This window comes from Geminicoccus flavidas (genome assembly GCF_009806515.1).
GTDB classification, from domain to species: domain Bacteria; phylum Pseudomonadota; class Alphaproteobacteria; order Geminicoccales; family Geminicoccaceae; genus Geminicoccus; species Geminicoccus flavidus.
Genome location: NZ_WUJP01001000.1, coordinates 1 through 2,071, shown reverse-complemented (window position 1 = coordinate 2,071; position 2,071 = coordinate 1). Strand labels below are relative to the sequence as shown.

General features: G+C 70.9%; 2 protein-coding genes. One reads left to right on the top strand and one right to left on the bottom strand.

The features are described from left to right. Window positions 1-99 precede the first annotated feature (99 nt). Window positions 100-1,236, bottom strand: a complete 1,137-nt coding sequence (locus EQG76_RS28355; RefSeq protein WP_159718468.1) for an ABC transporter substrate-binding protein — start codon at window positions 1,234-1,236, stop codon at window positions 100-102. A gap of 249 nt (window positions 1,237-1,485) precedes the next feature. Here EQG76_RS28355 and EQG76_RS28350 point away from each other — a divergent pair, with 249 nt between their 5' ends. Beyond that, on the top strand, window positions 1,486-1,929 hold the full coding sequence (locus EQG76_RS28350) for a hypothetical protein (RefSeq protein ID WP_159718466.1): 444 nt from the start codon (window positions 1,486-1,488) through the stop codon (window positions 1,927-1,929). The last annotated feature ends 142 nt before the right edge of the window (window positions 1,930-2,071 follow it).

The following is a 2,071-nucleotide window of genomic DNA, read 5'->3' as shown; positions in this document are numbered from 1 at the left end:
GTGAACGCCGAGGCCGGCAGCATCGGCAGGAAGGGCAGGGCCCCGCTCAAGAGCATGGCCGCGATCCGCATCGTCCTTTTCCTCCCGGATGGTCGTCGTTCATGGCAGCCGGCAGGCGGTTTCCGGCTGGTCGATCCCCAGCGTGTCCAGTTCGGACACCTCGTGGAGGAAGCCCTGCTGCGGCGACACCGAGACGATCACCCGGCCGTCGGTCAGCAGGATCGGCTGGCGGACCTGCAGGTTCCAGAGGCGCAGGGTGAGCTTCTGCCCCTTGTAGGCACCGAGACCGAGCTCCGGCCCCTTCAGGAAGGCTTCAACCATCGCCGGCTCGGTGGAGTTGGTGCGCGACGTCGCCTCGCCCACTAGGCGCACCGCCGTCCAGGCCAGCATGTCACGCTCGGTCATCGGCCGGGAGAAGCGCTTGCCGAACCGGCTCTGCATCTGCAGGGCCCCCCACTGGCCGTGCGCCGGGCTCCAGCTGGTCGGCATCAGCCCGGCCGAGCCTGCCACCGGCCGGGCGTCCCAGGTCCGGTAGGGCAGATGGGCGGCGAACACCTCGCTCTCGTCCGCGGCCACCAGCACGTCATAGTCCGGCGCCTCCTGGGTCAGGACCGGAATCCGGCCCTGGATCTGCACGACCCCGCTATCGGTCTGACGCGCCCCGCCCGTATCCTCGATCCGGCGCTCCTCGACGATCTCGGCGCCGAACCGGGCAGCGGCACGGCGATAGGCGTCGGCCAGCAGCTTGTCCTCGGGGTGTGAGCCCTCGACCAGCAGCCAGCGGCGCCACTGCTTCCAGACCAAGTACTGGGCGAGCCCGTCGGCCAGCATCGAACGGGTCGGCGCCACGTGGATCACGTTCGCCCGGCAGTCGGCCTCGCGCAGCCGGTCGTCGGGTGCGCCGATGTTGAACACGGTGATGCCGGCCTGGCTGGCGGCATCCGCCACGGCCAGCAGCTCGTCGGCCGACAGATCGGCCACCAGATAGCCGATCCCCTGCTGGGCCAGTCCGCCGACCGCCGCTGCCGGGTCGGCACCTTCGGCCAGCTCGGCGACCTCCAGCGTGAAGTGCTGGTTCAGGAACTGGCCGGTCGTGTTGTTGTCCTCGATCCCGAGCTCGGCCCCGGCCCGGCCGTCATTCTCGGCCGGCACCTCGGCCAGGGCCAGCGGCTCCAGGCCGCGCACGCTGAAGAGATAGCCGATCCCCACCTCTGCCGGCTCGGCGGCCGGTGCCATCGTGGTCTGTCCGAACAGCAGCAATGCCGGCAGCACGGCCGACACGATGAGCCTCCTCAGCACTGGCCGCTCCCAGTTGCCCGACCTTCCCGGCGCAGCCGCTCCCCGATGCGTTCGTTTCGCCTGATTATCGGCTGCCTCACCACGGCAATACTCGGATTCACCGGTCGGTCGTCAAGTGCCGCCGGGAAGGGGAACGCTGGGGGCACTGCCGCGTTGTCGGTGGACGGCCAAGGAGGACGACCAGCGATGAAGGCTCGAGTCTTGGTACTGGCCGGCTGCATGGTGTTTGCCGGTGCCGCAGCGGCACAGGCGGACTGCGCCGGCGAGATCGCGAAGCTTTCCGGCCATGGCGGTGGCATCTCGAAAGACGGCAGTACCGCGCCTCTGGAAGGGGCCGGCACGGCTTCTGCCGGTGCTGCCGAGCAAGCCGCTCCCAGCCCGGACGGCACGACCGCCAAGGATGGCGGCGACATGCCGCTGGAAGGCACCGGCGGGGCCACCCAGGGTGCCGCCATGTCGCAGCAGGACGCCGAGGCGCAGCAGCAGGGCGGCAACACCGCCGCCGAGGCGGCTGCGGCCGCCAGTGGCGGCGGCGGCGATGCGCTGCAGCGGGCCCAGGCGGCGCTCGCCGCGGGCGACGAGGCCGGCTGCATGCAGGCGATCCAGGAGGCCAAGGGCCAGGCCGGCTAGGAGCCTCCCGAGGGCTGGCCGCGGCGACCCGATCGCCGGTCCTGCGACCGGGGAGCGATCAGGCGCCGCGCGCCGCTCAATAGACGACCACCGAGCGGATCGACTTGCCCTGGTGCATGAGGTCGAAGGCGTCGTTGATGTC